This window comes from Brevibacterium aurantiacum (assembly GCF_900169065.1).
GTDB lineage: Bacteria > Actinomycetota > Actinomycetes > Actinomycetales > Brevibacteriaceae > Brevibacterium > Brevibacterium aurantiacum.
This window is the reverse complement of record NZ_FXZB01000023.1, coordinates 19394-43768: the sequence shown is the minus strand read 5'-3', so window position 1 is coordinate 43768 and position 24375 is coordinate 19394. Positions and strand designations below refer to the sequence as shown.

Annotated in this window: 25 protein-coding genes and 2 tRNA genes; 6 read left to right on the top strand and 21 right to left on the bottom strand. The window is 62.3% G+C overall.

The genetic code is table 11. From position 1 onward, the window contains the following. Positions 1–37 precede the first annotated feature (37 nt). Entirely contained in the window at positions 38–1282 is a 1245-nt protein-coding gene (locus BAUR9175_RS15320; protein WP_096160837.1) for a beta-ketoacyl-[acyl-carrier-protein] synthase family protein, read from the top strand. A 311-nt stretch (positions 1283–1593) separates the two neighbouring features. On the opposite strand, the gene BAUR9175_RS15315 is transcribed toward BAUR9175_RS15320, so the two are convergent. Continuing rightward, positions 1594–2085 carry a DUF3145 domain-containing protein gene (locus BAUR9175_RS15315; RefSeq protein ID WP_069601345.1) on the bottom strand — a complete coding sequence of 164 codons (492 nt, stop codon included), beginning with the start codon at positions 2083–2085 and terminating at the stop codon, positions 1594–1596. Between the two features lie 230 nt (positions 2086–2315). Between BAUR9175_RS15315 and BAUR9175_RS15310 the strand changes: the two genes are divergently transcribed. Then, positions 2316–2828, top strand: a complete 513-nt coding sequence (locus tag BAUR9175_RS15310; RefSeq protein WP_135447022.1) for an immunity protein CdiI family protein — start codon at positions 2316–2318, stop codon at positions 2826–2828. An 18-nt stretch (positions 2829–2846) separates the two neighbouring features. Here the strand turns inward: BAUR9175_RS15310 and BAUR9175_RS15305 are convergent, their stop codons facing one another. The 6 genes from BAUR9175_RS15305 to BAUR9175_RS15280 form a co-directional block, all read right to left on the bottom strand. After that, positions 2847–3347 (bottom strand): GNAT family N-acetyltransferase, encoded by a 501-nt coding sequence (locus BAUR9175_RS15305; RefSeq protein ID WP_101584317.1) that lies wholly within the window; start codon positions 3345–3347, stop codon positions 2847–2849. An 18-nt stretch (positions 3348–3365) separates the two neighbouring features. After that, positions 3366–3442, bottom strand: a tRNA-Ile gene (locus tag BAUR9175_RS15300). A gap of 103 nt (positions 3443–3545) precedes the next feature. Next, complete coding sequence (locus BAUR9175_RS15295; RefSeq protein ID WP_009882405.1) at positions 3546–4805, bottom strand: EAL domain-containing protein; 1260 nt, start codon at positions 4803–4805, stop codon at positions 3546–3548. Between the two features lie 84 nt (positions 4806–4889). Further along, entirely contained in the window at positions 4890–6368 is a 1479-nt protein-coding gene (locus BAUR9175_RS15290; protein WP_101584315.1) for an MFS transporter, read from the bottom strand. A 122-nt stretch (positions 6369–6490) separates the two neighbouring features. Then, positions 6491–7543, bottom strand: a complete 1053-nt coding sequence (locus BAUR9175_RS15285; RefSeq protein WP_096158709.1) for an LLM class flavin-dependent oxidoreductase — start codon at positions 7541–7543, stop codon at positions 6491–6493. Between the two features lie 120 nt (positions 7544–7663). Continuing rightward, a tRNA-Asn gene (locus tag BAUR9175_RS15280) sits at positions 7664–7736 on the bottom strand. 224 nt (positions 7737–7960) lie between these two features. On the opposite strand from BAUR9175_RS15280, the gene BAUR9175_RS15275 reads away from it, so the two are divergent. Next, the gene (locus BAUR9175_RS15275) at positions 7961–8872 is read left to right on the top strand and encodes a DMT family transporter (protein WP_240689160.1); all 912 of its coding nucleotides are present in this window, start codon (positions 7961–7963) and stop codon (positions 8870–8872) included. Then, on the top strand, positions 8873–10105 hold the full coding sequence (locus BAUR9175_RS15270; RefSeq protein ID WP_307722858.1) for a glycosyltransferase: 1233 nt from the start codon (positions 8873–8875) through the stop codon (positions 10103–10105). 5 nt (positions 10106–10110) lie between these two features. On the opposite strand, the gene gluQRS is transcribed toward BAUR9175_RS15270, so the two are convergent. From gluQRS to BAUR9175_RS15205, 13 genes are all read right to left on the bottom strand, one after another. Continuing rightward, entirely contained in the window at positions 10111–11040 is a 930-nt protein-coding gene (gene gluQRS / locus BAUR9175_RS15265; RefSeq protein WP_009882430.1) for a tRNA glutamyl-Q(34) synthetase GluQRS, read from the bottom strand. Positions 11041–11087: 47 nt separating this feature from the next. Continuing rightward, positions 11088–11405, bottom strand: a complete 318-nt coding sequence (locus BAUR9175_RS15260) for a GNAT family N-acetyltransferase (protein ID WP_009882431.1) — start codon at positions 11403–11405, stop codon at positions 11088–11090. A gap of 93 nt (positions 11406–11498) precedes the next feature. Beyond that, positions 11499–12341, bottom strand: coding sequence for an amino acid ABC transporter permease (locus tag BAUR9175_RS15255; protein ID WP_101556355.1), 843 nt, complete (start codon positions 12339–12341; stop codon positions 11499–11501). Then, positions 12338–13000 (bottom strand): amino acid ABC transporter permease, encoded by a 663-nt coding sequence (locus tag BAUR9175_RS15250; RefSeq protein ID WP_009882435.1) that lies wholly within the window; start codon positions 12998–13000, stop codon positions 12338–12340. The genes BAUR9175_RS15255 and BAUR9175_RS15250 overlap by 4 nt, the downstream gene beginning before the upstream one ends. Positions 13001–13067: 67 nt before the next feature. Then, positions 13068–13967: a glutamate ABC transporter substrate-binding protein gene (locus BAUR9175_RS15245; RefSeq protein ID WP_009882436.1), complete on the bottom strand. Its 900-nt coding sequence runs from the start codon at positions 13965–13967 to the stop codon at positions 13068–13070. A 76-nt stretch (positions 13968–14043) separates the two neighbouring features. After that, the gene (locus BAUR9175_RS15240; RefSeq protein WP_050773352.1) at positions 14044–14793 is read right to left on the bottom strand and encodes an amino acid ABC transporter ATP-binding protein; all 750 of its coding nucleotides are present in this window, start codon (positions 14791–14793) and stop codon (positions 14044–14046) included. 153 nt (positions 14794–14946) lie between these two features. Next, complete coding sequence (locus BAUR9175_RS15235; protein WP_101584313.1) at positions 14947–16641, bottom strand: AMP-binding protein; 1695 nt, start codon at positions 16639–16641, stop codon at positions 14947–14949. Between the two features lie 33 nt (positions 16642–16674). Beyond that, complete coding sequence (locus BAUR9175_RS15230) at positions 16675–18351, bottom strand: ABC transporter permease (protein WP_096145520.1); 1677 nt, start codon at positions 18349–18351, stop codon at positions 16675–16677. A 57-nt stretch (positions 18352–18408) separates the two neighbouring features. After that, positions 18409–19167, bottom strand: a complete 759-nt coding sequence (modA, locus tag BAUR9175_RS15225) for a molybdate ABC transporter substrate-binding protein (protein ID WP_035278442.1) — start codon at positions 19165–19167, stop codon at positions 18409–18411. Positions 19168–19283: 116 nt separating this feature from the next. Beyond that, positions 19284–19685, bottom strand: coding sequence for a TOBE domain-containing protein (locus tag BAUR9175_RS15220; protein ID WP_096145519.1), 402 nt, complete (start codon positions 19683–19685; stop codon positions 19284–19286). Further along, positions 19682–20104: a molybdenum cofactor biosynthesis protein MoaE gene (locus BAUR9175_RS15215; RefSeq protein ID WP_069600103.1), complete on the bottom strand. Its 423-nt coding sequence runs from the start codon at positions 20102–20104 to the stop codon at positions 19682–19684. The genes BAUR9175_RS15220 and BAUR9175_RS15215 overlap by 4 nt, the downstream gene beginning before the upstream one ends. Beyond that, on the bottom strand, positions 20101–20571 hold the full coding sequence (gene moaC, locus BAUR9175_RS15210; protein WP_009882445.1) for a cyclic pyranopterin monophosphate synthase MoaC: 471 nt from the start codon (positions 20569–20571) through the stop codon (positions 20101–20103). Before moaC ends, BAUR9175_RS15215 begins: the two co-directional genes overlap by 4 nt. Continuing rightward, on the bottom strand, positions 20568–21833 hold the full coding sequence (locus BAUR9175_RS15205) for a molybdopterin molybdotransferase MoeA (RefSeq protein ID WP_226839038.1): 1266 nt from the start codon (positions 21831–21833) through the stop codon (positions 20568–20570). Before BAUR9175_RS15205 ends, moaC begins: the two co-directional genes overlap by 4 nt. Before the next feature lie 42 nt (positions 21834–21875). Here BAUR9175_RS15205 and moaA point away from each other — a divergent pair, with 42 nt between their 5' ends. Next, positions 21876–22964 carry a GTP 3',8-cyclase MoaA gene (gene moaA, locus BAUR9175_RS15200; RefSeq protein ID WP_096145518.1) on the top strand — a complete coding sequence of 363 codons (1089 nt, stop codon included), beginning with the start codon at positions 21876–21878 and terminating at the stop codon, positions 22962–22964. Continuing rightward, positions 22965–23210, top strand: coding sequence for a MoaD/ThiS family protein (locus BAUR9175_RS15195; RefSeq protein WP_009882448.1), 246 nt, complete (start codon positions 22965–22967; stop codon positions 23208–23210). It abuts the gene before it with no gap. A gap of 47 nt (positions 23211–23257) precedes the next feature. On the opposite strand, the gene BAUR9175_RS15190 is transcribed toward BAUR9175_RS15195, so the two are convergent. Further along, complete coding sequence (locus BAUR9175_RS15190) at positions 23258–24373, bottom strand: ThiF family adenylyltransferase (protein ID WP_096145517.1); 1116 nt, start codon at positions 24371–24373, stop codon at positions 23258–23260. Positions 24374–24375 lie beyond the last annotated feature (2 nt).

Here is a 24375-nt window from a genome sequence, read left to right as displayed (position 1 = left end):
GACGGGCCGTGTCCACACTATCGACGAGGTTTGTACCATGACACCTAAAGTTGTCGTCACCGGGATTGGTGCGGTAACCCCATTGGGCGCGACGGCCGATGCCACGTGGCAAGCCATCCTGGCCGGCAAGTCCGGCGTCCACACAATGGACAATGATTGGTCCGAGAAGTACGGCCTCGCCGTCGACTTCGCAGCACAGGTCGACCCACAGGTCGTTCCCGAGAATCTCAAGCGCGTCCAGGCCAAACGCCTCGACCCCTCCTCCCAATTCGCATTGATCTCCGCCCGAGAGGCCATGGCCGACGCCGGCCTCGAGGAAACTGACCCAGACCGCACCGCCGTCTCCTGGGCGACCGGAATCGGCGGAGTCTGGACTCTGCTCGACGCCTGGGACACACTCCAGGAAGAGGGCCCTCGCCGGGTCATGCCTCTGACCGTGCCGATGCTCATGCCCAACGGGCCAGCCGCAGCCATCGGCATGGAGTTCAAGGCCCGTGCCGGAGTCCAGACCATGGTCTCCGCTTGCGCCTCGTCGACCGAGAGCCTGGGCCACGCCTACGACGTTGTAGCCTCAGGTCACGCCGACATCGTGATCGCAGGTGGCTCCGAAGCCGCGATCCACCCGATCACGATCGCCTCATTCAACTCGATGCAGGCGCTCTCACGTCGGACAGACTCCCCTGAGACTGCGTCACGCCCATACGACACCGGCCGCGATGGTTTCGTCATGGGTGAGGGTGCAGGAACTCTCATCCTCGAGACCGAAGAGCACGCCAAGGCTCGTGGTGCGAAGATCTACGCCGAGGTCTCCAGCTGGGGCATCTCAAACGACGCCTACCACATCACCGGTGGTGAGCCAGGCGGTCAGTACGCGCTGCGTGCGATGCAGAGTGCGCTGGACAACGCGGACCTGAGCCCCGCAGACGTCAAGCACGTCAACGCGCACGCCACGTCGACACCAGTGGGCGACATCCCGGAGTCCTTGGCGATCAGCCAACTGCTGGGCTCTCACGTCGGAGATGCTCTCGTGAGTGCGACCAAGTCGATGACCGGTCACCTGCTGGGCGGAACCGGCGCAGTCGAGTCGATCCTCACCGTCAAGGCCTTGGAGACTCGCACGGCTCCCCCGACGATCAACATCGAGGAAGTCGACCCGGACGTCGTGGGCATCAACATCGTGCGCGACAATCCTGCAGAACTTCCCGCCGGAGATATCGCAGCGATTACGAACTCGTTCGGCTTCGGTGGGCACAACGCCGTCGTCGCCTTCAAGTCGGTATAAATCAGCGATAGAGCTTTGTGATGCGATAGCACTTCACGAGGCGGCGTTGCTCCTGCACTGGTTCATCGAAACCAGTACAGCCTCTGAGCAGCGATCAGATCGGGGCCCCAGCAATTATGCTGGGGCCCCGATCTGTATCTGGAGCACCCTAGAACGAGACTGCGGCAGCAGCGTCGAACTCGAGGCATTGCAAACTCTCACACGTGAATACGACTATGGGCACACCCGAGGTAGGAAGGTGTGCCCATAGTCGTTTACCGCAGCTTCAGGGACGTCATCGGATCAACGTCGCAGGAAGCTGTGTGAGAGTCTCAGCCGACCTTTGTCAGCCAGCGCACTGGTGCGCCCTCGCCAGCGTGGCGGAAGGCATCAAGCTCCTCGTCCCAGGCTTCGCCCAGGGCCAGCGCCATCTCAGTGGAAAGTTTGATCGGATCACCGGAGGCGCGTTCCATGACGGAGCGGATGCGATCTTCGGGAACCAGAATATTGCCAGCAGAGTCGGTGACCGCGTGGTAGATACCGAGCTCCGGAGTGTGACTCCAACGGCCTCCGTCGACTCCGGCAGATGGCTCCTCGGTCACCTCATAGCGCAGTGAGTCCCATCCGCGAAGTGCGGATGCGATGCGAGCACCAGAACCCGCTGGCGCTCGCCAGCAGACCTCGGCGCGCACAAGACCTGGCGCTGCCGGCTGGGGTGTCCAGTCGAAGCGTGCCTGTGCACCGATTGCCCCGCCCGCTGCCCATTCAATATGCGGGCAAAGCGCGCGAGGTGCTGAGTGGACGAATAGTACGCCCTGTGTCATATCCATTTGTGCCTCCTACCTCGGATACGTCTTCCCCTACGATCCGAAAGGAGGTGCTAGAGCCTATGATAGACGAGTTTTTCCTGTGCGCCAAGCACCGAAAGACCTGGTGGCGTCGCGTGTAGCCGAGATCTGCACCAGCACAGGAAGGGAGCCGGTCAGCTCAATGCCAGCTTCCCGGACACGGAAGGTCGTTGGGGACCAGCCACCTTGTGCTCTACGATGGCGGCATGACGGATGAGAACTGCACAACCACCACCGTGCGCATGTTCCCGGACTATGCAGACACTGTCCTGTGGCTCGTCTTTCCAATTGACTATGAGGACACCGGCCTGTCCCCAGACCTGATTCATCAGCTCGACGCGTGGGAACAGTCGTACTACGAAGCGTTGGATGCCGACTTCAACTGGAAATCAGCGGAAGAAGCTCGAACCTTCACGCAGACAGGCATCGATCTGGCCGGGCAGGTCGCGAACGAACTCGGCGAGGAATTCGTTGTCGAATTCGCCTCGTACGAACATCACGCACCGACGTACACGGTTCAGAGCCGCAGCCCAGCAGACAACGACGAGGCTTTTGCCGCATTTTCCACCATCGTTGCTGAACTCGACGCTGAGGACGAACGCGCGGCACAGCTGGTGGCTGAGGCCGGTCCCGATGGCGAGTGGACGGCATACGCGCCGCTGTCGGGAGAGACATTCACTCCGGGAAAACACGTTCCTCGAACAGAAGACGTTGACTGACACACAGCGGCGAAGACTCTATCGGGATGGTCGGATCATCCGGATCTCGGTGACACCATCATCATCGTCGGTGCTGCGGGAACCGTCAGGAGCGAATCCCATCTTGCAGTAGAACGCCTGCGCCCGCGGGTTGGGGTCAGCGACCCACAAGGACACAGACTCATCTGGTGCAACGACTGCCTCCAAGAGCTTGGCACCTGCACCTTGGCCGTGGACCGATTCGTAGGTGTAGAGGACGAACAGCTCCGACTCCCCCTGACGGTCTTCGTCGTCAGATGGCCCAGACATAGCAATTCCGACCAGCTGACGATCGTGTTCAGCGACCGCGATAGTGAGTTTGCCTGAAGTGCCGCCAGCCAGAAGTGAGTTCCACATGTGTTCTCGGCGCTGGAGAGAATCTGGTGCGAAGAGGACGTCATCGGGCATAGTGCCCTGGTACGTTTCCAGCCATGTCTCGACATGGACCTTGGCCATGGCCGTGGCGTCTTCGATGACTGGGGTACGAACGACAATCGTCATGCACCGATGCTATATCAGTGGTGCCCCCGGTCGGACTTGAACCGACGACCAAGGAATTATGAGTTCCCTGCTCTGACCAGCTGAGCTACGGGGGCGAGCAGAAATAAGATTAGCACCAACTGACGGCCCGGACCCATTCGGCTCACACGCAGCGCAGCCGCTGGAGCCCCAACGTTTGCCCGACGGGGGTTGAGTCCTTCAGCTGGTTGAGGACACCGGCGAAATGCGTGTCAGCGCACTGCGCGCGGCGTCGACGCAGGTGTAGCGTTCCGTCGTGATGTAGACGTCGAAGACAGTCTGACCATCACTGCCGGGATCGTTGCGTTTAGACGCGGCAACCAGACCCGACCAATCGGGACCGACCACGACGACACCGTGCTCATTGCGCATGGGATCCGACGCATCGACGACGCCTGTGCGTACACCAGAGATCGGCGGTTCGGTGAACCCACCGGAGAACATCGCGGTCAGTCCCACCGTGTCGCGGATGCGTTCATAGCGATCGCGGGTGGCTTGGGAGAAGGTCTCGTCTTCGCCGAAGACTCCGAGGGTGATTGTGGCGGCACCTGAAGCCAGGGCGCGTTCTTCGAGGGCAGCGATCTGAGCGATCAGCAGCTCACGATTCATCACCAGAGGTTCACGCCGCAGACCCTGGGCGATCGAATAGGGAGTGCCCAGTGCCGGAAGGTTACGCGAATGGTGATCGACCAGACCGTCCTCGATCGGTTCTGCGAATGGTTCGGGTTCCTTGGTCGCGGGGCCGAAGTACGGTCCTGACATGAAGCGTGCGCCCAGAGCTCGCACCCGGTCGAGATCATCCTCGGTGGTGACCCCTTCTGCAAGGATCACGGCTCCAGTGCGTTCGAGGTGAGCATGAAGAAGTCGATTGAGCTCGGCCAGATGCGATTCGCAGTCGATGCGAAGAACGTCCGGGTGAAGACCAACGACAGACGGATTGACCAAAGGCACGAATGAGGTGCTCCGCAGGTCAGCACCGACCGAGGACATTCCCACGCCCCAGCCCATCGACCGGGCCTGACGGACCGCGCGGAGGACGGACGCTGGTGAGGACGACACGCGGGAGGCATCGAGCTGCAGGATGACTGAGCGGTCGGGTTCTTCGGTGCGATCTTCAAGGGTGGCGAAGGATTCGCCTTCTGCGTGGAGGAAGAGCCGGTTCGACTTGGGCAGTCCCGCCGCCTCGGCAGTCCTCAGAGCTGTTGCCCGAAGTGAAGCATCGATATCGCCGATCATCGCCGAGGCATGCATCTCGCGGCGCAGATTTTCGGATTCAGCGTGCCCGAGTGCCGGGTCATCGATGGGGGCCTGGAGGATCTGATATCCCACTTTGTCGAAGGTGTACGCATCGACGACAGGGGCGAAATAGGTTTCGATCCCACCTGAGCGCACCAACTCTTCGAGAGCCAGGTCCAGATCGTGTACCGCCTCAACCACCATATGTCCTTCCATGGGCAAACATGCGTTCACAGTCTTCCACATGAGAACAGACGCGATTGTCTAAATTCCGTAACATTATTGCGCTCAGAGCTGACGGCGCCGGCCTCGTCTGACCTCGGCCAGACCGACGATTCCGGCCAGGATCACGATGAGCGCAATGGCCGCGAACGAGGCGATCATGCCGATGTTCCAATCGCTGATCGCCGTGACGGCGAAGGCCAGCGCGGTCATGATTGCCAAGCCCATCGACGTGCCGATGCGTTGGCCCGTCTGCAGGACTCCCCCGGCCGATCCCGCATACTTCAGCGGCACTTCCTGCAGCGTCAGGGTCTGGTTCGGGCTGATGACCATTCCCTGGGCAGCTCCGATGAAGCTCAAAGTCAGCAGCATCCACCATTCGCTGCCGATGCCCTGTGTGAGGAGGAAGACGACGCCGATCGTCGAGACGAGGCCCACCAGGCAGGTGACGATCCCCCAGACGACGAGTCGGCGTCCGATCTGGAACACGAAACGTCCGGACACATCTGCCGACACAGCCGACAGCAGGGCGGCCGGAAGGCCGATCATGCCCGCCGCCAGCGCGGTGTGGCCCAACCCCTGTTGCATGTACATGGCGATGAGCACCCAGACGCTCGTCACGCCCATGAAGTACAGGGTGATGATGATCGAACCGTTGCTGAAGCTCCGAATGCTGAACAGGTTCAGATCGACCATGGGAGCGTGTCCACGGGCGGAGTACCGGCGCTCCCACCGGGTCCAGAGCCAGATCGTGATGAGTCCCAGAGGTAGGCCGAGCCAGATGAACCAGCCGACCGAGGACTCGACGAAGGGCAGCAGCACAAGGAGGACTCCGACACCGAGGAGGATGACTCCGACGGGATCGAGGTCGCGCTCCCTGTTCGGGACGTGTCCCCCGTTCGCCGAGGCGGCCGTCGGGTTCGCATCGGACCCGTCGTTGGCGGCGATAGGGTGCCAGGCTGATTTCGGCAGCCAGCTTTTGGCGAGTATGAGGGAGATGACTGCGAAGGGGACATTGACGAGAAAGGCCGCACGCCAGCCGAGCTCAGGGCCGAAGAGAGCGAGGAAGACACCGCCGAGGATCGGACCTGTTGCGACGGAGAGGCCGACGGTGGTGCCCATAAGTCCGAAGGCGCGCCCGCGCTGCGGCCCTTGAAAGTACTGCTGCAGCAGTCCCACGACCTGCGGATTGAGCAGACCTGACCCGAGCCCCATGAAGACGCGAGCAATATTGAGAGTCAGTGCACCGGGGGCGATGCCGGCAACGAGTGAGGCGAGGCCGAACAGGCCCACTCCGATCATGAACAGTTGGCCGCGGCCGAAGACGTCTCCTGCTCGTCCTGCTGCCACGAGCACGACGCCGAAGGACAGGGCGTAGCCGGTGAGGACCCACTGCAGGGCAGAGGACGAGGCCTGGAGATCAGTCTCAATGGCCGGCAGGACGACGTTGATGATTGAGACTGAGAGCAGAGACATGAAGAGCGGGACGAGACCGATGAGGACGATTCGTCTCTGAACCTGATTCATGCGCTGGCCGTCGCTCACCTGATCACCTCTGCTCGGACCGAATTCCGCACAGAGGTCACCGTGCGGAACCTAGTCGATTCGACAGTCCCCTTTGTGGGAACTGTTTCATCATACGTGTCCGTGCTCGCGCCCCGGGGAAATCACATCGTCGAGCCGGTCACCGGACCAGAGGTGTTGGGCTGCCATCCCAGGGCCGGAGCGACGTAGCTGGCGAAGGATTCCAGGATGTGGAGGTTGTAGTCGACTCCCAGTTGGCTCGGGATCGTCAGCAGCACCGTGTCTGCGGCTTCGACGGCAGGGTCGGCCTTGAGCGCTTCGATGAGTTCGTCGGGCTCGCCGGCGTAGGTCTTGCCGAAGGTCGAGCGGGTGCCGTCGATGATGCCGATCTGATCACCTTGCCCGTCGGAGCGACGGCCGAAGTAGAGGTCATCGAGGTTTGTGGTGATCGGAAAGATGCTGCGGCTGACGGACACGCGCGGAGTCCAGTCATGGCCGGCGGACTTCCACGCTGCACGATAACGATCGATCTGATCGCGTTGCAGTTCGCCGAATGAAGCGCCGGTCGCCTCGGTCAGCAGGGTCGAGCTCATCATATTCACGCCCTGAGCAGCCGCCCATTCGGCGGTCGCTGCGGTTCCGGCGCCCCACCAGACACGTTGGTCAAGACCGGGCGAATGAGGTTCGACACGCAGCTTCCTATCGGGTCCGAACTGCATCGGATCCGCAGGCGCGATCTCATCGCCCCTGATGGCGGACAGGAATCGTGCGAACTTGTCGCGGGCCATGTTCGCCGCTTTCGCATCATCGCTGTCGCTGTAGCCGAAGGATTCCCAGCCTTGGTCGGCTGGTTCCGGTGATCCGCGGCTGATGCCCAGTGCCACACGCTGATCCGAGAGCAGGTCAAGGGCTGCGGCTTCCTCTGCCAGATAGAGAGGGTTCTCGTAGCGCATGTCGATGACACCGGTACCGACCTCGATTCGAGAGGTCCTGGCCGCGATCGCTGCCAACAACGGCATCGGCGAAGCCGCCTGCTCAGCGAAGTGATGGACTCGGAAGTAGGCGCCGTTGACGCCGAGATCGTCGGCTCCGACACCGATCTCGACTGCTTGCTGCAGCGCTTCCTTCGCCCCGTACTCCCCTGGAGCACTTCCCGACCCGTAGTGACCGAAACTCAAGAACCCGAATGCCTTCATACCCGAGACAACCTGCTTGATCGATCAACTATTCCCGTTCCTCGCGAGCGCGCCGACACTGACTGCTTCAGAATCGAGGGCACGACAAAGGCCCCGTCTAAACGGACGGGGCCTGAGCTGCTCCCCCGGCTGGGCTCGAACCAGCGACCCTTCGATTAACAGTCGAATGCTCTGCCAACTGAGCTACGGAGGAATGTCGCAGTTGCCTGCGCACGTTGTGTCAGCTTAGCAAAGACCCAAGGTCTGCGACAAAGCGGACAACAGTGCTTTAGCTCACAGTTCCGGTTAACCCCACCACCAGATACCGTGGAATCCGTACAGTCAGGACAAACCCAGTCAACAACCACCTCGGCGAGGTGACCGCACTGTAAAATCAAAGGGATTCCTCTCCCCATCCATGCAGCGGAAGAAGAGCACGTGACCTTAGTGGCAATCGCCCTCGCCGTCCTGGCGGCGGTGGCTCTGGCCTATGGAGCGCTGTACCAACATGAAGCCGTCGCAGGTCAGAATAACTCCCACAACGGGCTGAGCTGGGCTCATTTCAAAGAGCTGCTGAGCAACAGGAAATGGCTGATCGGACTGGTCATCACCGGCCTGGGCACTGTGGGCAATATCGTCGCTCTGGCGCTTGCCCCGGTGATGGTCGTCCAACCTGTCGGTGCCTTCTCCCTCATCGTGTCTGTACTTCTGGGTGTGCGCCATCGTGGACTCAAGGTCAATCGGCGTCTTGTCCAGGCAGTCGTCTGGTGCACCGTGGGTGTGACCATCTTCGTAGCGCTGTCAGCCACCACCGCTCGTACAGAGGTGCATCTGGGCTCCGACGCGCTGCCGCTGGTCTGGATCACCGCTGTCGTCGTCGCTGCCGGCCTGTCCATCATGGTCTTCTTCCGGAGCGCGCCCCAGCTCGTCCTCATCATGGCCGCAGGCCTGCTGTTCGCGTGTGTGGCCACGAATACCCACCTCGTCAGCGTCCAACTGCTGCGGGCAGGACTGGACCAGGTCACATGGCTCAACGTCGTCGGCCTCATCGTTGCGACGGCGCTCGGGTCCTGGTTCGTGCAGAATGCCTATGCGGCCGGCCCCCCGGAGATGGTCATCGCCGGCCTGACTGTCGTCGACCCGATCGGTGCTGTGGTCCTCGGCTCGGTCGTCTTGGGCGAAGTATCGGCCGCTCCGGTCTGGCTCATCGTCGTGATCGCAGCCACCGGATTGGTCGCCTGTCTGGGCGTCGTTGTATTGTCGCGGTATCACCCCGATGTCAAAGATCGAGAACACCAGCGTCGAGTCGCTCGTCGCACAGACCAGTTGACCGACACCGAGGAGAGTTGAATCCTGTCCGCCCACAGCCACACCCCAGCCCGCCGTATTCTCATCCCGACGGAGACCTACGCTCCCGAGGTCAATGGTGCCGCGAAGTTCGCGGAACGTCTGGCTGCTGGGCTCGCTGCCCGCGGCAACGATGTTCACGTCGCCTGTCCCTCTGCAACAGGCAAGGCCTCAGTGAGCACCGAGGATGGTGTCACCGTCCACCGCATGACCTCACATCGGTGGCTCCTGCACCCCACCTGGACCATCTGCATGCCGTGGGAGACGAAACCGGAGCTGTCCCGCCTCCTCGACACTCTTCAACCCGATGTCGTTCACACACAGGCACACTTCGTCATCGGGCGCTACGCATTCTCTGAGGCGAGCAGGCGCGGCATTCCCGTAGTCGCCACGAACCACTTCATGCCCGACAATGTTCGCCCGTATCTGCGGGCGCCGAAATCGCTTCTCGACGGAGGCACCGCTGTCGCCTGGTGGGATCTGCGCAGAAAATTCCAGTCCGCGGACTTCATCACCGTGCCGACGCAGCTGGCCGCCGACCTTCTCACCCAGAATGGGTTCACCTCCCCCATCCGAGCAGTCTCGTGTGGCATCGACCTGGAGCGCTTCGCGCATCTGCGCGACGATGAAGCCGTTCAGCCTGCGACAGTGCCTGATCCCGTTTCGGGTTCAGCGCCACCGCGAGTCCTCTTTGTGGGCCGACTCTCCTCAGAGAAGCACGCCGCCGACATCGTCGAAGCGCTCGCGAAGACTGATCCGGCGCTCGGACTCGAAGCCGACATCGTCGGTGGCGGGGACCAGGAAGAGCCGCTCAAGGAATTGGCTGCCGAACTCGGCATCGCCGACCGCGTCCATGTCTTGGGCAAGATCAGCGACAAGGAGCTCATGGACGCCTACCAGCGCTGCACGTTCTTCTGTATGCCCTCGACCGCCGAGCTTCAGTCGATCGCGACGCTGGAGGCGCTGGCCTCCCGAAAGCCAGTCGTCCTCGCTGACGCGGTGGCCCTGCCGCACCTCGTCAGAGACGGGATCAACGGTTTCCTGTTCCCGCCAAGGGATATCGAGGAGTTGGCTTCGCGCTTCACGCAGATCTGTGAGCTTTCCGAGGACGACCTCGACACGATGGCCAGGGCCTCACTCGATGTGGTGGCCAAACACGACATCGAGTACACGCTTGACACCTTCGAATCCATCTACAGCAAGGTCATCGACGAGAACATCGTCTCCGCGGCCTGACCCTGTCAGCCGAGTGCTTCAGAGGGCGGAACGAACATCGTCTCGTCGGTGCGAATCCGATCGAAGTCGAGTCCTGCCACCATGTCGTCGATGGTTGACCATGATCCCTTGGCGCCGATGACACCGAGGGACGTGGCGATCCAGGAATAGACATCATCTGGTGTCCATCCCAGTGCTCGCAGCTGCTGATAGGTGACCGCGCCATCGCGTTTGGCCAATCGGCTGCCTGCGGTGTTCACCACCAGTGGAACGTGCAGCCACGACGGCTGCGGCAGTCCCAGCAGGTCGGCCAGATGAGCCTGACGTGGCGCCGAGGTGGCCAGATCGTCGCCCCTGACCACTTCGTCGACACCGCTGGCAGCGTCGTCGACGACGACGATGAGGTTGTAGGCGAAGACCCCGTCACCGCGTTTGAGGACCAGGTCATCGACCGGGGCCGTGATCTCACCCAGCAGTCGATCCTCGACGGTGACCTCGACATTGTCAGTCCGCAGACGCAGCGCTGGGCTGCGTCCCTGCTGTTGGAGGCGCTGTCTGTGCTGTTCTCGTTCGGACTCCAACAGATCACGACAGGTCCCCGGGTACGACCCGGGCGGAGAATGGGGTGCAGACGGCGCCTGCTGGATGTCCTTGCGGGAGCAGTAGCACTCATAGACAAGCCCGCGCCCCTCGAGGCGATTCAGCGCTTCGGTGTAGATGCCGAGCCGTTCGGACTGGATGAGCGGTGGCTCGTCCGGTGCGATCCCCAAATCGGCGAAGACCTCAAGCTGTGATTGCGCCGCACCGGGCTGGACCCGGTCGAGGTCTTCGATGCGCCAGAGAAACCGTCTCCCGGTCTGCCGCGCACGAACATATGCCAGCAGTCCTGAGCGGATGTTGCCGATGTGCAGGTCCCCGCTGGGGCTGGGAGCGAAGCGACCTGCCCCAAGCTGCACAGAGTTGAGCCCTGCGGCCCGTGGAATCGAGTCTGTGTGTGGTGTGCTCAAGCTTTCGCCACGAGGTCGGCGTACTGCGGGAATCGTTCAAGGTAGTCCTGGACGTAGCTGCAGGTCGGGACGATGCGACCGCCTTCGTCCCGGATCTGATCAAGAGCACTGGTGACCAGTGTGCGAGCGAAGCCGCGACGTGAGAAGCCTTCGGAGATGATGGTGTGCTGGAGCTCGACCGTGTGTTCGTCGATGACGCGATAGGCAAGGAAGCCTGCGAACTGTACGGGATCCTCGGCGGTGAAGATCTCGAAGCGTTCGCGACCGGGGTTCTTGACCACCGTGACGGGGGTGGAACTGGGTTCGGGCTGCATGTGGGACTCCTTGTCAACGGCATCGTCCTTGTCACGAACATTACAGGGTGGCGCCGGTATCTTCACTCACCGACGCCACCCGTCTCAGCTCGTCTATGCGACAGTCTTCGCCGACAGGCCTTCCGCTCCGACGGGAGCGGTGGCCTTTCGCTGGAGACGCTTCTCCAACCACCGGGCGATGCCGGCGACGTTCATGTTGATGATGATGAAGAGCACGGCACCGACGAGGAATGTCGGGAGCAGATTGTTGTACTCACGGCCGATGAGATTCACCTGGTACAGCAGGTCCTGATAGGTGACGATGAAGCCCAGGGCCGAGTCCTTGAGCAGCACGACGATCTGGGCGATGATCGTAGGCATCATGGCACGCAGCGCCTGCGGCATGAGCACCAGGCTCATCACCTGTCCCGGGCGCAGACCGATGGCCATGGCGGCTTCTCGCTGACCCTTCGGAACGGCGAGGATACCGGCACGGATGATCTCGGCCAGAACCATCCCGTTGTAGAGCGTGAGGCCGATGACGACTGACCAGAATGCTCCGATGGTGTTTCCGAAGATGAGGAACATCGCAAAGATCAGCAGCAGGACAGGGACTCCGCGGAAGAACTCGAGGACGATGGTTCCCGGTACCGAGATGACCTTCTTGCTCGAGAGCCGCAGCAGCGCGAATACGACTCCGACGACCAGAGCCAGCAGGGAGGCGACGACCGCGACCTTAAGGGTTGCGGCCATGCCTTGGAGCAGGACCAGCTGAATCTGGGAGAACGTGAATGGATACCATTTCGCCGCGTCCAGCTGTCCGGCGTCGGCGAACTTCCAGATGATGAAGGCGATGAGTCCGGCCAGCACAAGGGCCGAGACGATCGAGAGGATGATGTTGTTGCGACGAGCCTTGGGACCGGGTTCGTCGAACAGGACCTGTGTCGGTGCGCTCATCGCAGGATCACCAGTTTCCTCTCGAGGTAGTCGAAGACGCGACCCAGGATCAGCGCCAAGATCAGGTAGGCAAGAGCGGTCCCGAACAGCAGCGGGATCACCAGGTCGCCCCGGACCTCGATGGCATTGCGCATGGCCGAGATGAGTTCACGGTTGTTGAACGCCGAGGCGATCGAGGTGTTCTTCAGCAGCGCGATAATGACGCTGCCCAGAGGCGGGATGACGGTGCGAAACGCCTGAGGCAGAATGACCTGGCTCAGGGTCTGGCCGAACGTGAGCCCGACGGCCCGAGCTGCTTCGGCTTGGCCGACGGGAATCGTCGAGATGCCCGACCTGAGAGTCTCGGCGACGAAGCATGCCGTATAGGCAGTGAGCGCCAGCGTTGCGTAGATGAAGGAGTTGAAGGAGCTGGTCGAGCCGAAGCGGATGTCGAGGAACGGCAGTCCGAAGGCACAGAAGAACATCACCAGCGTCAGCGGTGTGTTCCTGACGACGTTGATGTAGGTCGAAGCCGCGATCCGCAGGACCGGTGTCGGTGAGACGCGCATTCCGGCCAGGATCGTGCCCAGTACGAGGGCGCCGATCAGGGCGACGGTGAAGAGTTTGACGGTGCCCCAGATGCCTGAGAGGAACATCTCGAGAAGTTGCAGAAAATCCATTCCAGATTCCTTAATCGATGCGAGGGCACCGTTGGGTGCCCTCGCATCATGTCAATCTGAAGGCTGGTCAGTAGCGGTCGATTTCAGGCATTTCGACATCATCGGCGGAGCCGAGGGTGTATTCGAATGCCTTCTTCCAGTCCCCGTCGTCCATGCCCTTCTGCAGGGCATCGTTGACAGCATCGCGCATCGCGTCATCACCCTTGGGCAGACCAACACCGTAGGGCTCTTCGGTGAAGGGCTTGCCGACGACCTTGAACTCGCCTTCGTACTGCTTTGCGTAGCCACGCAGGATCGCGTCGTCGGTGGTCACCGCGTCAACGGAACCTGACTGCAGGTCAGTGACACACTTCGAGTAGGTGTCATAGGCCACGAGCTCTGCCTTGTCGTATTTCTCTTCGATGTTCTGTGCCGGTGTCGAACCGTCCACCGAGCAGACCTTCTTGCCGTCCAGATCGTCGGGGCCGGCGATGTCGGAATCTTCGGCGACGAGCAGGTCCTGACCGGCAACGTAGTACGGTCCGGCGAAGTCAACGACCTTCTTGCGTTCGTCGTTGATGGTGTAGGTAGCCACGACCATGTCGATGTTGCCCTGCTGCAGGAAGGGCTCACGGTTGGCAGAGACGGTCTCGGTGTATTTGATCTGGTCTGGGCTGAAGCCCAGCTGCGCGGCCACCATCTTCGCGATTTCGATGTCGAAGCCTTCGGGCTGTTCGGATCCGGCCTTGACGTTGCCGAGTCCCGGCTGATCGTACTTGACGCCGACCTTCAGCTCGCCGGCGTCTTTGGCGGCCTTCCAGGTCTTGGAGTCTTTGAAATCGGCGCTGTCGTTGACTGTGTATTCGGGTGCTTCCGCCTGGGCGCCGTCGCCTTCGGCAGGAGCATCAGGGGTTCCACCTTGGCCGCAACCGCTGAGTGCGAGCAGTCCGATCGCGACAGATGCGATTGAGAGTCTGAGCTTCTTCATCGTTTCTCCTTGTGAGTGTGGTGCTGTGTGAGGTGGTGCAGGACTGTGCGGTGACGAACGACTTCGTTCGCTGCGATCAGCGGGTGAGGATCTTGGACAGGAAGTCCTTGGCACGTGGGGTCTGGGGGTTGGTGAAGAACTCTTCGGGCTCGGCGACCTCGACGATCTCCCCATCGGCCATGAAGACGACCCGGTGTGCGGCTTTTCTGGCGAAGCCCATCTCGTGGGTCACGACCACCATGGTCATGCCTTCTTCGGCGAGTCCGACCATGACGTCGAGGACTTCGTTGATCATCTCCGGATCCAGCGCCGAGGTGGGCTCATCGAAGAGCATCACCTTCGGTTTCATCGCCAATGAACGGGCGATGGCGACTCGCTGCTGCTGCCCGCCCGAAAGCTGTGCGGGGTATTTGTCGGCTTGGTGAGCGACCCCGACGCGTTCGAGCAGGGCCATGGCCTGTTGTTCGGCTTCGGCTTTGGACAGTTTGCGGACCTTGATCGGTCCGAGTGTGACGTTTTCCAGGATCGTCTTGTGGGCGAAGAGGTTGAAGGCCTGGAAGACCATTCCCACGTCCGAGCGCAGGTGCGCCAGAGCTGCGCCTTCCGCAGGAAGTTCCTTCCCGTCGATCGTGATCGAACCGGAGGTGATGGTCTCCAAACGGTTGATCGTCCGACACAGGGTCGATTTGCCGGAGCCGGAGGGACCGATGACGACGACGACTTCGCGTTCTTTGATGTTGAGGTTGATGTGCTTCAGGGCGTGAAAATCACCGTAGTGTTTCTCGACATCTGTGACGGACACCAACGGTTGTGATTCAGCTCTCATAAGAGTTGATCTTAGTGAATAAAGGTCTCACATGAAAAACGTGGATGCTTGCCAGAAAAACTGCAACCGACTTGTGACCTGGGCCAATCGTCGGTTGCAGTCTTTCACGGACGTGCGGGTGCGGCCCTCACCGAGGACTATCGCACCGATTCCTCAGACGAGGCTCGTCTTCTGGATGATCTTCTCGCCTTCTTCACGCAGCTCGATCTTGCGGATCTTGCCCGACACGGTCATCGGGAATGACTCTCGGACCTCCACGTAGCGCGGGATCTTGAAATGGGCGAGTTTGCCGTTGCAGAATTCCCTGACCTCCGCTGCGGTCAAAGAGTCGAAGCCGTCTTTGAGGATGACCCAGGCCATGAGCTCTTCACCGTACTTCTCGTCGGCGACCCCAACGACTTGGACGTCCCTGATCGACGGATGGTGGTAGAGGAACTCTTCGACCTCACGGGGGTAGACGTTCTCTCCGCCGCGGATGACCATATCCTTGATCCGTCCGGAGATGTCGACGTAGCCGTTATCGTCCATGATGCCCAGATCACCGGTGTGGATCCACCGGGATGCATCGATCGCCTCGGCGGTCTTCTCCTGATTTTCCCAGTACCCGAGCATGACCGCGTAGCCGCGGGTGCACAGTTCGCCCTTCTGTCCGCGCGGGACAGCTTGCCCGGTGACCGGGTCGGCGATCTTGATCTCGAGGTGGGGCATGACGCGGCCGACGGTCTGAGTGCGGGCTTCGAGGGTGTCGTCGACGCGGGTCATCATGGACACCGGCGAGGTCTCCGTCATGCCGTAGCAGATGGCGACCTCGTCCATATTCATATCGGAAATGACGCGCTTCATGATCTCGACCGGGCAGGGAGAGCCGGCCATGACGCCGGTACGCAGCGAGCTGAGGTCGTAGCTCGAGAAGTCCGGATGCTCGAGTTCGCCGATGAACATCGTCGGCACCCCGTAGAGCGAGGTCGCCTTCTCCTCTGAAACTGCGCTCAGCGCCGCACCCGGGTCGAATCCGGGCGAGGGCAGAATGATGGCCGCGCCGTGGCTGAGAGCCGCGAGGTTTCCGATGACCATGCCAAAGCAGTGGTAGTACGGAACCGGCAGGACGACAGAGTCCTTCGCAGAGTACGACAGCAGCTCTCCGATGAAGAAGCCGTTGTTAAGGATGTTGTGATGGCTCAGCGTCACCCCTTTGGGGAAACCTGTGGTGCCCGAGGTGTACTGAATGTTGATCGGATCGTCCATCGCCAGTTCGCCCGCAAGCTTCTCCAGCCGCACCGAGTACTTGGCTGCGCCGTCGTCGAGCAGGTCACGACCGGTTCCGATCAGGTGAGCGAAGGATTCGCGTTCGCCGATCACCGCATCGCCGAGGAGGTCGGCAGGAACCGTGTCGATGAAGACCAGTTCGAGGCCCGCCACTTTTCCGGCAACCTCGGTCGCGATCGCATAGAAGTCCGAGTGCGGAGGTGCCGAGATCTGGGAGATGAGCATCGACATGCCCGACTGCTCGGCGACGTATTCGAGCTCGTGACTGCGGTAGGAAGGATTGACGTTGACGAGGATCGCGCCGATCTTCGCAGTGGCGTATTGTACGAGAGCCCATTCGGCGACGTTCTGCGCCCAGATTCCGACCCGCTCGCCCTTCTTCACTCCGCGCTCAAGCAGTCCGATCGCCAAGGCGTCGGTGTCGCGGTCGAACTCGGCATAGGTCCACCGCCGCTCGGAATGCCGATCCACCAGCGCCAGCTCTTGGGCATGTGCGGCAACTGTGGCCTTCAGATTTGCGGGAATTGTCTGCCCCAGCAGAGGTGTCTCGGATGGTCCTGAGGAATAGGAAAGTTCTGCCACGACGCTGTGCTCCTTAGTGCAGTTTCAAAGTAACTACTGTGTCGTAATGCACATTATTCCTTCTGCGTCCGTGGCGCAAAAACTGGTCAGGAACTCGTGACCTGGCATGTCTGGGCCTGCGTCGGAGATACGCTGCCCGATCTGCTCCACCGGTGCCACGGTGGCCACAGACCCGGAGTCGATGTGCACCAGGGTGGTCGCCAGAACGGTGACATCGGCGGCGTCATGCGTGATGATGACGGCGCTGCGGCCAGCGAGAGCCTGTGCCAGAACTCGCCGGGTTTCGACCTTGACGTCGACGTCGAGAGCAGCCAGGGGCTCGTCGAGCAGCAACAGCTTCGGATCGACGACAAGGGCCCTGGCCAATGCGATCCTGGCCGCCTGTCCACCAGAGACTGCCTCTGGTGCCCGACCGGAGCAGTGGCCGACTCCGAGCCTGGTGAGCATGTCCTGCGCACGGGAGCGTGCTTCCGTGGTGGTGAGTCCTTGGGCCTTGAGCCCGAAGGCAACGTTGTCGATCACATTCAGATGCGGGAATAGGAGAGGTGTCTGTGCGAGGTGGACGATTCCGCGCGAGTGGACAGGCGGCCAGCTGCCGTCCGCGATGTCGAAGATGGTGTCCTTCCCGATGTGCAGGGAGCCTGAGTCGGCGGGGATGGCGCCGGTCATCAGCTGGAACAGGCTCGACTTGCCTGCCCCGTTCCGGCCGATCATCGCCGTCGTCGACGAGCCGGGAATCGACAGGTCGATGTCAAGGCCACGATCGGGAACGGATGCTCTGAGGCGGATCGTGGCTGCGCTCGCCGTCGTCGGCCCGAGACCGTCAACGGGCAGGGGTTCACCGGCTGGCAGCGTCTCATTGACCGAGCGTGTCGTCGACTGCGGTTCGTGGGGTTTGGGTGCCCGGAGTCTGGGGGCGTGAGGGGAACGATAGGCGAGGACGATGATGACCAAGGCGACGACAATGAGGAGCAGGGACAGGGCGATGGCAGACTGTGGGTCGGTTTCGCGGACCAGGTAGATCTGCAGCGGCATCGTTCGGGTGACCCCGGAGAGGGAGCCGGCAAAGGTCAGGGTGGCACCGAACTCCCCCAGCGCTCGAGCGAAGCAGAGGATGGCGCCGGTCATGATCCCCTGCCGCAGCAGCGGAAGGGTGATGTGGAAGAACACCCGGTTGGGTGCGGCACCGAGCTCAGCGGCGGCAAGTTCGAAGTCATGTCCGCGTGCGGCGACGGCAGTTTCGACGGACATGACCATGAACGGCAGAGCGACGAAGATCTGGGCGAAGACCACTGCCGCGGATGTGTAGGCCAGCCCGAGTCCCATGTCCGTGAGCAGGGATCCGAGTGTCGCGGTTCTCCCCCAGGTGTAGAGCAGCGCCAGACCGCTGACGACCGGAGGCAGCACGAGCGGAAGCAGGATGAGGGTGCGCACGACTCGCTGCCCGCGAAAGGTGCGCGTCGCGAGCAGGTATCCCAACGGTAATCCGATGACCACACAGCACAGCGCCGCAATCAGAGCAGTCAGCAGCGACAGCCCCATCGCCAGCCGTGATTCAGGTGCCAGGATGACCTCGCCGAGGTGGCCCGGATCGATGCGTGCGACCAGCCCGATGATCGGGACCAGGAGGAAGGCGATGCCGAGAACTGCGGGGATCCATAGCCACACCGGTATCGCCGGATGGGCGTTCCGTCTGCGCGTCTTCGTCATCTGCGCACCGTCATCTCATCACGGTGGTCTGCGAGGAGTGCCCTCGGGAATGTTCTGTCATGGGGTCGAGAATCCTGCGTCTTTGAGTCTTTTCGCTGCCACGTCTGACTGCAGGAATGTCACGAATGCATCGGCCGCGTCCTTGTTCTCGCTGGCGTCGACAGTGGCCGCAGGGTACTTGTTGATGACCTTATCGGCTCCGTCGAGTTCGACCTCTTCGACATCGCCGTCGGCACGTGCCACGTCGGTGACATAGACGATGCCGGCGTCGGCCTGCCCTGCGCTGACCTTGCCGAGCACATCGGTGACGGAGTTCTCCTCGCTGGCAGGGTCAAGTGTGACAGCGTTCTGCTTCGCCCATTTCTGGGTCGCGGCCCCGCAGGGCACCTGCGGGGCGCAGACGACGAGATCCTTACCGGCGAAGTCCTGCGATGAGGAGATGTCTCCTGGATTGCCTTCGGGGACGGCCAGAGTCAGCGTGTTCGATGCGAAGTTCGATGGTTCTCCGGCCAGCAGGTCATCCGCTGCGAGTGTGTCCATGGTTGTTTCATCGGCGGTTGCGATGACGTCTGCCGGCGCTCCTTCGGAGATCTGGGCGACCAGGTCTGAGGATCCTGCGAAGGAGAACTTCACGTCGACGCCTGTCTCTGTCTTGGTGAAGTCTTCCGCAATGTCTTCGAACACCTCGGTCAGAGAGGCTGCGGCGAAGACGGTCAACGTCGTCTTCTCCCCCGATTCCGAGTCTGATTCTGTCCCGGAAGAACAGGCGGTCAGTGAGAGCACTGCGACGATGCAGGCTGCAGACAAATACTTCATTCGCCCATTAAACCCGCATCTGCGCGTAAATGGCTAATCTGACTCAGTGTTTGCGGAACTGATGTGGCTTGTTTGGAGAGCCTCGGTCCCGGAGAAAAGCAGCCGGTGAGCAGTTTTCAGCGAGTACCCGGGGAGTCGATGGAGACCATTGTGGCCTTCACCGAGGCGGTGGCCAGGCTGCCTGGCTCTAGTTCGAGCTGCCGGCAGGCCTCAGCCGACATCAGCGACACAACCCGGAACGGGCCGCACTGGAGGCTGACCTGGGCCATCACGCCGTCGATGACGACGTCGGTGACGAGACCGGCGAATCGGTTGCGGGCGGAGCTGACGACACCCGTCGGATCCTCGAGGGCACCTGAACCCGTCTGTGCCAGGGCAGCCAGTTCCCGCCCCTCGACGACTGCCCGGTTGGAGGCGTCCTTGTGCTGGGTGAGTTTCCCGTCGCTGATCCAGCGGCGGATGGTGTCGTCGCTGACTCCGAGGAACCGGGCCGCGTCGTTGATGCGCAGTTCGGTCATTCGAGAGCCCCGACCCACTCGTCCTCACCGTCGGCGAAGAACTGGTGCTTCCAGATCGCCACACGCGCCTTGACCTCGTCGACCAGCTCGGAGCAGGCGGCGAAGGAGTCGTGGCGATGTGGTGAGGCGACGACCGCGGCCAAGGCCACATCTCCGATCTCGAGGGCACCGACGCGATGGACGACGGACAGACGTACGGCCGGGTGTTTGGCTGCGATCTCAGCGGCCACCTCGGCGATCTGCGCGCTTGCCACCGGATGGGATTCATAGGTCAGTCGATGGACCCCGCGACCCTCGTCGTGGTCGCGGATGACACCGGAGAAGCTGACCACAGCACCGCAGGTGTCATCGAGGACATCCGCCTCAAGTGCGGCGGTGCTGATCGGGGTCTCGACGATGTCGGTGTGGATGACGCTCATGTGTCCCGGCTCCAATCGCCGCTGCGGCCACCGGACTTCTCGATGACCTTGATGTCGCCGATGATCGCCTGGTTGTCGACGGCCTTGATCATGTCGAAGATGGTCAGGGCGGCGATGGACACTGCGGTCAGCGCCTCCATCTCGACACCCGTCTTCGACACGGTCTTGACCGCGCCCGTGATGCGAACGGCGTCGTCGAGGAGTTCGAAGTCGACATCGATGCCCGTCAGCGGCAGCGGGTGGCACAGTGGAATCAGGTCACTGGTGCGTTTGGCGCCCATGACTGCGGCGATACGGGCCACGGGCAGGGCATCGCCCTTGGGCAGGCCCGCTTCGGCGATCATGTCGATCACCTCGCTCCGGGTGGTGATAAGTGCGGTGGCGACGGCGCGACGTTTGGTCACGTCCTTGTCTCCGACGTCGACCATATGGGCGGCGCCGTCGTCGTCGATGTGCGTGAGTGTCATGTGATCTTCCACGTCTTCAGCCTATCGTCTGCGCCGGGGGCGAGCTCATTCGTGTGCGCACCTGAATCGGTTGGCGGGATGAAGACCAGATGCGAACTCTGAGCATAGTTGTGGAGCAGATGCGAGCGGGTACCGCCGACGAGCTCAAGGCCGTCGGGGCCCATCACGGCACGCCGCACCTGCAGCTTTCCGCTGGGCGGAGCCTCGTCCAGGCCACCGAGCAGACGGTGGTATTCCGTTTCGCGAGGTTCCTCATCGACGTCCAGACCCAGCAGTGCAGGGCGAATGAACATCTCAAAGCTGATCAGCGCACTGACGGGATTGCCGGGCAGTGCCACCCATGCGGTGTCGGCGAGGCGTCCGCATCCCTGCGGCCCGCCGGGCTGCATGGCGATGGGTTCGAAGACCATGCTCGAGCCTTCGTCGAGTTCGGCGGCGAGCTTGACGACCTCGTGGGCGCCTTTCGAGATCCCGCCGGTCGAGACGACGAGCTCGCAGTCGGCTGCTCTGACTGCGTCGAGCAGAGCCTGGGGATCGTCGGGCACGGTGAGGAGGGTCGTTTCGGCGCCGAGGCGGCGCAGGCTGGCCCCCAGGGTGATCGAGTTCGCGTCGTGGATTCCGGCTGCGGCAGCGGCGGTGATCTCATCCCCTGTGCTCACGATGAGCACGCGCGGCAGGGTTTGAACCTCGAGTTCGGTGATTCCGCAGGCGGCAGCGACGCCGAGGTGGGCCGGCGTGAGCATCACTCCGGCGCTGAGCACTGTGGATCCGGCAGCAACGTCGCTGCCGCGCGAGCGGACGAAGGCGCCCGGCTCAGCGCCTGCATCCGTGGCCGGCAGGGTGATGGTGATCTCCGGGGATTCGAAGCGCCCGGGGTGGGTGTCCTCGATCTTGATCACCGTGTCGGTGCCGGCAGGCAGCGGAGCCCCGGTCATGATCTCCACTGCGGTTCCGGCCGCCACCTCGCTGCCACGGGCTCCAGCCGCAACCCGGCCGTGGACCGGAATGGGGCCGTAGACTGTCTGTGGTCTACCATTGTCGTCGGTGGCGTGACTCTGCTTCGCATCGCGAAGCGTGGTGGCGGCGACGGCATATCCGTCCATGCTGGAGTTGTCGAAGCCGGGAACATCGATCGGTGAGCTCAAAGTGGTGCTCAGGCGACGAGGTGTATCGAGGAGTTCGCCGATCGGAATCGTCTGCGATTGAAGCAGCGGGCCGATCGTGTCGAGGACACGACGACGATGCATGATGGCGGTAGTCATGGGACGATGATAACGAAGAAGTTGATCAAGGAGGATGGCAGAATGCGCAAGATCAGCCTGCCCACACCCGTTCTGAGAACCCCGACAGTGGATCCGGGCGAGACGTTCACAGCCCATCAGGAGGATTCGCTCCTGGACACCTTCGGTCGACGTGCCCGCGATATGCGCATCTCACTGACCGACTTCTGCAATCTGCGCTGCAGCTACTGCATGCCCGAGGAGGGTGTGGAGTTCATGTCCCGCGATGCGGCCATGACAGCCGATGAGATCATTCGCTTCGTGCGCATCGGCGTCGAGAAGTTCGGCGTCGACCAGGTCCGGTTCACCGGTGGCGAACCGCTGACCCGAAAAGACGTCACCGACATCATCGCCGGTGTCGCCGCCCTTGAGCCCCGCCCCAATATCGCACTGACCACGAACGCGATCGGCCTCGACAAGCGGGCGCCGAAGCTGCGGGACGCGGGCCTCGACCGCATCAACGTCTCCCTCGACACCGTCGATCCCGAGACGTTCGCGACGATCACTCGCCGCCCGTTCCTCAATCGGGTGCTCGACGGGATCAAGGGCGCCCAGGCCGCCGGTATGGATCCGGTGAAGATCAACGCCGTTCTGCTGCCAGGTGTCAACGACCATCAGGCTCCCGAACTGCTGGCCTGGTGCCTGGAGCGCGGGCTCAAGCTGCGCTTCATCGAACAGATGCCGCTCGACGCCGGGCATTCCTGGGAACGCGGCACCATGATCACGGCCGCTGACATCTTCGCCCTGCTCGAACCCGATTTCGTCCTCACCCCCGACTCCGCTCCCCGCAACGGTGCGCCAGCGGAGAAGTTCCTGGTTGCAAGCAGGAACGATCCGGACACGATCATCGGCGACGTCGGCATCATCGCCTCGGTGACCCGGCCTTTCTGTGCCGACTGCACCCGCACCCGTCTGACGGCAGAGGGACGGGTTCGGACCTGCCTGTTCTCGCACACGGAGGTGGATCTGCTCTCCGCGATGCGCGGTGGTGCCGGCGATGAGGCGATCGCGAACCTGTGGAAGGGCGCGCATTGGAAGAAACTGGCCGGACACGGCATGGATTCCGAGAGCTTCGAACAGCCCCAACGTCCCATGAGCGCCATCGGAGGATAAGTGCCCCAGATCAGAGTCCGCTTCTTCGCAGCCGCACGAGAGGCCTTCGGAACCAAGGAATCGACCGCGGCCGCGTCAACCATCGACGAGCTGATGACGACCCTGACGAAGGACGCCAGCACCGAGGCGACAACAGTCATCTCCCGTTCGAGCTTCCTCGTCAATGCGGTCGCCGCCACAGACCCGCAAGCGCCCCTGAGCGAGGGTGACACCGTCGACGTTCTCCCGCCCTTCGCAGGCGGCTGAGACCGGCTGGTTCCGTATTGCCGATGTCGCCAGTTCGGCTGAGTTTGTCAGTGCGGCAGTGACAGGTATGCGAGGTATCCCCCGGAGACCGAGCTGACCTCAGTACCCTGCGCGCGCAGTTGGGCGCACGCCCGTGACGACCGCACGCCCGAACGGCAGTAGAGTGCGACCAGTTCGTGTCCGGCGAGCTGTCCGGGATCCTCCAGGAGAGCGTCCATCGGTATGTGCTGGGCTCCCGGGACCATGCCCGCCGAGACCTCGTCGTCGTCTCGGATGTCGACGAGGTGCGTGCCGGGTGCCAGCGACGCCCATGTCACGCTCGGATCCGTCCCCTCGGACGTCCCGGCGGCGCTCTCATCACCATGGCTGCCGAGTGTGTCACCGTAGTCGCCGAGGTGGCTCTCCAGGTCCGTGATCGGCCGGCGATTCGGTATCCGTCCGACCGGAACGGTCTCCCAGCTGGCGTCGAGGCTGCTGTGGATGGAGACCGCGTTGCAGAGCGGCGTGCCGATGCCGGTGAGGACCTTGATCGTCTCCATCGCCATGGCAGCACCGATACTTCCGCACAGTGCGCCGAGGACACCGGCTGTTGCACAGTCCGGGACCGACCCGGGTGCTGGCACGACGGGGTAGAGGTCGCGCAGAGTCGCCCCCTGCCTCGTGTCGAAGACGGCAACCTGGCCGTCGAATCCGAGAATCGTGCCCCAGACGAGGGGCTTCTCCAGAATCTCGCAGGCGTCGTTGGCAAGGTATCTGGTCGCGAAGTTGTCGCTTCCGTCGATGACGATGTCGGCAGCACCGATGAGTTCGAGGGCGTTGTCCGGCGTCAGCAGCACCGGGTGGGTGGTGATGTCGATGGCGGAATTCAGCTCGCCCAGCCGATGTTTCGCGGATTCGACCTTCCGCTGCCCCACACCTGTCTCGGAGTGGATGAATTGGCGGTGCAGGTTGCTCAGTTCCACTGTGTCGGGGTCGATGATGCTGATGTGTCCGACTCCGGCGGCTGCCAGGTAGGTGAGTACCGGTGCCCCGAGTCCTCCTGCGCCGATGACGAGCACATGGGAATCCAGGAGCGCGGATTGGGCCTGTGGTCCGAAGCCGCTGAGGCGGATCTGACGGGCATAGCGTGCCGTGTCCGCGGAGCTGAGGGTTTTGCCTGACATGC

Coding starts and splice junctions, on each gene's coding strand:
- moaA (WP_096145518.1), top strand. CDS start 21,876: ATGCGCAAGATCAGCCTGCCCACACCCGTTCTGAGAACCCCGACAGTG.
- BAUR9175_RS15295 (WP_009882405.1), bottom strand. CDS start 4,805: ATGGTGGTTGAGGCGGTACACGATCTGGACCTGGCTCTCGAAGAGTTG.
- BAUR9175_RS15255 (WP_101556355.1), bottom strand. CDS start 12,341: ATGAGCGCACCGACACAGGTCCTGTTCGACGAACCCGGTCCCAAGGCT.
- BAUR9175_RS15190 (WP_096145517.1), bottom strand. CDS start 24,373: ATGTCAGGCAAAACCCTCAGCTCCGCGGACACGGCACGCTATGCCCGT.
- BAUR9175_RS15315 (WP_069601345.1), bottom strand. CDS start 2,085: ATGACACAGGGCGTACTATTCGTCCACTCAGCACCTCGCGCGCTTTGC.
- BAUR9175_RS15245 (WP_009882436.1), bottom strand. CDS start 13,967: ATGAAGAAGCTCAGACTCTCAATCGCATCTGTCGCGATCGGACTGCTC.
- BAUR9175_RS15215 (WP_069600103.1), bottom strand. CDS start 20,104: ATGAGCGTCATCCACACCGACATCGTCGAGACCCCGATCAGCACCGCC.
- BAUR9175_RS15320 (WP_096160837.1), top strand. CDS start 38: ATGACACCTAAAGTTGTCGTCACCGGGATTGGTGCGGTAACCCCATTG.
- BAUR9175_RS15240 (WP_050773352.1), bottom strand. CDS start 14,793: ATGAGAGCTGAATCACAACCGTTGGTGTCCGTCACAGATGTCGAGAAA.
- BAUR9175_RS15220 (WP_096145519.1), bottom strand. CDS start 19,685: ATGACCGAACTGCGCATCAACGACGCGGCCCGGTTCCTCGGAGTCAGC.
- modA (WP_035278442.1), bottom strand. CDS start 19,167: ATGAAGTATTTGTCTGCAGCCTGCATCGTCGCAGTGCTCTCACTGACC.
- moaC (WP_009882445.1), bottom strand. CDS start 20,571: ATGACACTCACGCACATCGACGACGACGGCGCCGCCCATATGGTCGAC.
- BAUR9175_RS15305 (WP_101584317.1), bottom strand. CDS start 3,347: ATGACGATTGTCGTTCGTACCCCAGTCATCGAAGACGCCACGGCCATG.
- BAUR9175_RS15250 (WP_009882435.1), bottom strand. CDS start 13,000: ATGGATTTTCTGCAACTTCTCGAGATGTTCCTCTCAGGCATCTGGGGC.
- BAUR9175_RS15285 (WP_096158709.1), bottom strand. CDS start 7,543: ATGAAGGCATTCGGGTTCTTGAGTTTCGGTCACTACGGGTCGGGAAGT.
- BAUR9175_RS15310 (WP_135447022.1), top strand. CDS start 2,316: ATGACGGATGAGAACTGCACAACCACCACCGTGCGCATGTTCCCGGAC.
- BAUR9175_RS15230 (WP_096145520.1), bottom strand. CDS start 18,351: ATGACGAAGACGCGCAGACGGAACGCCCATCCGGCGATACCGGTGTGG.
- BAUR9175_RS15260 (WP_009882431.1), bottom strand. CDS start 11,405: ATGCAGCCCGAACCCAGTTCCACCCCCGTCACGGTGGTCAAGAACCCC.
- BAUR9175_RS15205 (WP_226839038.1), bottom strand. CDS start 21,833: ATGACTACCGCCATCATGCATCGTCGTCGTGTCCTCGACACGATCGGC.